At 37.6% G+C, this 4514-nt stretch carries 6 protein-coding genes; 5 read left to right on the forward strand and 1 reads right to left on the reverse strand.

Annotated features, from left to right (window positions below; all coding sequences use genetic code 11):
• On the reverse strand, positions 1-162 hold a 162-nt coding region (locus tag BMY57_RS15745; protein WP_369678873.1), incomplete at its 3' end, for a helix-turn-helix domain-containing protein.
• A 608-nt stretch (positions 163-770) separates the two neighbouring features.
• Here BMY57_RS15745 and BMY57_RS15750 point away from each other — a divergent pair.
• The 5 genes from BMY57_RS15750 to BMY57_RS15765 form a co-directional block, all read left to right on the forward strand.
• Positions 771-2111: a cytochrome ubiquinol oxidase subunit I gene (locus tag BMY57_RS15750; RefSeq protein WP_091776391.1), complete on the forward strand. Its 1341-nt coding sequence runs from the start codon at positions 771-773 to the stop codon at positions 2109-2111.
• The gene (locus BMY57_RS15755; protein WP_091776395.1) at positions 2111-3136 is read left to right on the forward strand and encodes a cytochrome d ubiquinol oxidase subunit II; all 1026 of its coding nucleotides are present in this window, start codon (positions 2111-2113) and stop codon (positions 3134-3136) included. Before BMY57_RS15750 ends, BMY57_RS15755 begins: the two co-directional genes overlap by 1 nt.
• 2 nt (positions 3137-3138) lie before the next feature.
• Positions 3139-3237 (forward strand): cytochrome bd oxidase small subunit CydS family protein, encoded by a 99-nt coding sequence (cydS, locus tag BMY57_RS16600; RefSeq protein WP_423809555.1) that lies wholly within the window; start codon positions 3139-3141, stop codon positions 3235-3237.
• Between the two features lie 231 nt (positions 3238-3468).
• On the forward strand, positions 3469-4152 hold the full coding sequence (locus tag BMY57_RS15760; protein WP_091776398.1) for a CPBP family intramembrane glutamic endopeptidase: 684 nt from the start codon (positions 3469-3471) through the stop codon (positions 4150-4152).
• Between the two features lie 102 nt (positions 4153-4254).
• Positions 4255-4514 (forward strand): transposase zinc-binding domain-containing protein (locus BMY57_RS15765; protein WP_177176412.1); only part of this gene is annotated, 260 nt, incomplete at its 3' end.

Consider the following 4514-nt stretch of genomic DNA (forward strand, 5'->3'; position numbering starts at 1 on the left):
TGAAGCAACCCATAAAGCCATTTCTTCTGGTGATTTCTCTAAATAGTTATATAACGTCCCCCTTGAAATACCAAGCTTGTCTGCCGTTTTTGTTTTGCTAAATCCTTGTTCTAATAATTGTTGAATCTTAATGTACACTTCCCACTTTTCCACCTTTCGCACCTCCAGCAAAGTTAATGAACTCTAAAAACCTATCATATACTTTTCCGAAGGAAATTTGGTAAAAAAGTGTTCAATTTTATCTAGCGAAAACTGTATAATTTAGTTTAGCAGTTACATCTCTCTCCTTAAGTCTTTTCCAAAAGTTTACATGATAAGAATTGTAATGTAAATGTTATTTGTTATAAAGGTTAAAGAAGATTTTCAACGAATAATATTAAGTAAGTATCGATTGTTTTGGTGGAAGATTCGCCAAAGTTAAAAGTTGTTTCGCCAATCTGAGATTTGGTCTCGCTAAAGTTGGAAGGCATTTCGCTATTATGAGATCTGCTTTCGCTAAATTGGGACAGGCTTTCGCCAAAATGATGAATGGTTTCACCAACATCCAGAGTTTGTGAATTAGTTCACAAAATTATCAATGGTTCGTAACAAAGCTTTAACTGATTCTAGATTAGTAAAAAGTGTGAATGGGGTATAATATGGGTGAAGGGGAGATGTACATGTATAAAAAGCATGAAAAGTGGCTAATTATCCTCAGTTTTAGTGTGGCAATTATTATGTTGATTTCGATTATAGGAAGAATTTTTTAATAGAAGGGGGTTGTTCTAGTAATGGAGTACGATCCGGTCTTTTTTAGTCGTACGTTAACGGGGCTGACGTTAGCCTTTCATATATTATATGCAACGATTGGTGTTGGGGTTCCGTTAATGATTGCGATTACGCAGTGGATAGGGATTAAGAAAAATGATGAACATTATATATTACTCGCTAGGCGTTGGACGCGTGGTTTTGTAATTACGGTTGCCGTCGGAGTAGTGACGGGGACTGCCATTGGGCTTCAGTTATCACTCTTGTGGCCGAACTTTATGGAGTTAGCGGGTCATGTGATTAGTTTGCCATTATTTATGGAGACGTTCGCGTTTTTCTTTGAAGCTATTTTTCTTGGTATTTACTTATATACTTGGGATCGTTTTGAAAATCAGAAGAAGCATATGCTCTTGTTAATTCCAGTTGCGATTGGGGCGTCATTCTCTGCCTTTTTCATTACGATGGTGAATGCGTTTATGAACACCCCGCAAGGTTTTGATATCGTCAACGGGGCATTAGTGAATGTGGATCCGATTGCGGCGATGTTCAACCCAGCGACGCCAACGAAGGTTGCGCACGTTCTAACAACAGCTTATATGACGTCAGCTTTTGTTTTAGCATCGATTGCAGCGTTTCATTTATTTAAGGGACGTGACCACATTTATCATAAAAAAGCTCTTTACTTAATGATGAAGGTTGGTTTAATCTTCTCGATTGCGACCGTTATAGTCGGTGATTTTTCTGGTAAGTTTTTAGCGGAATATCAGCCTGAAAAGTTAGCTGCTGCTGAGTGGCATTTTGAGACGGAAGAAGCGGCACCACTTGTGTTGTTCGGATGGTTGGACGATGAAGGAGAAATAAGAGGGGCCATTGAAATTCCATATGCCTTAAGCATTTTAGCACATGGTGATCCAACGGCTGAAGTGACGGGACTAAATGAGTTTCCAGAAGAAGACCATCCACCTTATATTGTGCATTACTTCTTTGATTTAATGGTGGCAATCGGCATGTGGTTGACCTTTATTTCCGCATTTTATTGGTTAGCGGTTCGTCGCAAGTGGAAGGTGATAAAAAATAAAGTGTTTAACTTCGTACTGGTGTTGTCGGGTCCGCTTTCCATGATTGCGATCGAGATGGGATGGTTCTATGCCGAGTTTGGTCGCCAGCCGTGGATTTTAAGAGGGTTTATGAGAACACCTGAAGGCGCAACATCAGCAGCTTATGTAGATACGATGTTGTGGCTGTTTGCTGGATTGTATTTAGTTTTAGGAACAGCGAGTATTGTTGTGTTAATTAGAATGTTTAAGAAAAATCCGGTAGAAAAGGAACTCGCTGATCATGCTAATGAAAGAGGTGAGAGGTAATGGATTTAGCGATTATAGGTGTATCCGTACTGTGGCTATTTTTATTCGGCTATATCATCATTGCCTCGATTGATTTCGGTGCTGGATTTTTTAGTGCATATAGTGAACTCGCAAATACCAAGCATGTACTACACCATATTATTCAGCGCTATTTATCACCGCTTTGGGAAGTGACCAATGTGTTTTTAGTCTTTTTCTTCGTTGGAATGGTCGGGTTCTTCCCAAGTTCGGCCTATTACTACGGAACGATCTTATTAGTTCCGATTAGTATATCGATTATATTGCTAGCGATTCGTGGGTCCTATTATGCGTTTCAGACTTACGGGGCAAAAGATAGTAAGGCATATATCTTCTTATATGGTGTAGCGGGATTGCTCATTCCTGCATCACTTTCGATCGTGTTGACGATTTCGGAAGGTGGATTTGTTGAGATTGTTGGTGACAACCCGAAGTTGCTGTATGGGGAGTTGTTCTTTAGCCCACTGACATGGAGTATTGTCATTCTAAGCGTCGTCAGTGTGTTATACATTTCAGCAACCTTTCTCACAGCGTATGCAGATGTGGCAGAAGATTTTGCTGCTCGTGAAGTGTTAAGAAAATATGCATTGGCTTGGAGTGGACCGACGATTTTATCTGCTGGGTTAATCATCTGGCAGTTAAGGCAGCACAATTATGATCACTTCACAAACATTATGAATATATGGTGGGTCTTTGGCTTATCTACTATATTCTTTGTCATTACTGTGTACTTGTTATGGAAACGAAAATTTTTCAGCATGGCTTTTTGGAGTTTAATCATCCAATTTGGCCTAGCGTTCTTTGGATACGGAGTGTCGCACTATCCTTATTTGTTATATCCGTACCTCACAATTTACGACGGGTTTACCAATGACGCAATGGCGCAAGCGTTAATTATTGCGTTTATCGCAGGGTTCGCGTTATTAGTTCCTTCAATTTTATTACTCGCAAGACTATTCTTGTTCAACCGAACTTACGTCAAAGGTGAAGAAAAGAGGAGGTATTAATGATGGATCAATTCTTAATCACATACGCACCTTTTATTGTGGTGATTATTTCGATTGTACTGGCTTTCTGGTCAGGGTTAAAAGATGATGCAGTGAAGTAAATGGATACCCCGAGTTTAATGCTCGGGGATTTTATTTTTAAAAATGCGCGTTCTATTTGCAAGAATGAAATGGCTACTTGCGACTTTGAAGTAGTTATTTGGAAAAATTAATCGTTTACTTGCAAGAAAGACTTGTTTACTTTGAAAAATCAGATCCTTATTTGCGAAAGCGAATGTTTTATTTGCAATGTTCTATATGTAAAATATTGATAAGGAGGGAGAGGGTGTAGGTTGAACAAAAATCAGATTAGACAAGTCATTGTTCTGTCCGTCATTAGTTGTGTGGCCCTTTTTTATATTGAACAAATCTTAGAAGTTTCATATGTATTAAAGACTTCTTCTAAAATTCTACTGTTCTTAATCGTTCCTGTTCTTTTCATAAAAATCGTACTAAAAGAAAAGCTGATGGAATCATTAAGATTGAATCAAATCGACGTTAAAGGCTTGCAACTCGGAATTGAGCTAGGTATTTTATCGATGATCGTCGTTATCACTGCTTATGTTTTACTACAAAACTACATAGATGCGGAAGGGATTATTCTTGATTTACAAGAGCGACTAAATATTACGCTTGAAACATACGTGTTTGTCGCGTTGTATATCACGTTTGGAAATTCATTATTAGAAGAGTTTTATTTTCGAGGGTTTATTTTTCTTAAATTCTATCAATCTGGTTATCACTGGTTAGGATACATTTTTTCTTCCGCATTGTTTGCCGTCTATCATGTGGCGATTTTCGCTACATGGTTTAGCTTTGAAATTATGTTATTAGCGTTAGCAGGATTATTTATAGTTGGATTTATATTTTGCTGGCTCAATACTAAATCGAATAATTTTTTAAACTCATGGATTTTACATATTTGTGCCGATATTGCGGTAGTTTCCATTGGTTTTTATTTATTTTGGACTCTCTGATGGTCAGAGAGTTTTTATTTTTGTTTAGGAAATTATAAAATGACTCAGTTGTGGATAAGTATGTGATAGAATTTAACTAATAAATTTAGGAGATATTTCGGTATGGGTAAAAAAGGTTCTGGAGTTATTAAACAAATATTAAAAGAACACTTTAATGGTTTTTGGGCATTACATGCCCAAAGGTTCCCAGTAGATTATCGGGATGATATAGAGGAAACAGTTATAAAAACTATTAGATGCGGAACAAAAGACTTAGGTTATGCACGATATGAATGTTTGGGGTGCGAAGGAGAGCCAAGTCCTAAGTTTGTATGTTTTACCTGTAAAAGTCGCTTTTGTCATGGGTGTGGGAAAAAATATAC

The sequence above is a fragment of the Piscibacillus halophilus genome, from assembly GCF_900110685.1.
Lineage (GTDB): Bacteria > Bacillota > Bacilli > Bacillales > Alkalibacillaceae > Piscibacillus > Piscibacillus halophilus.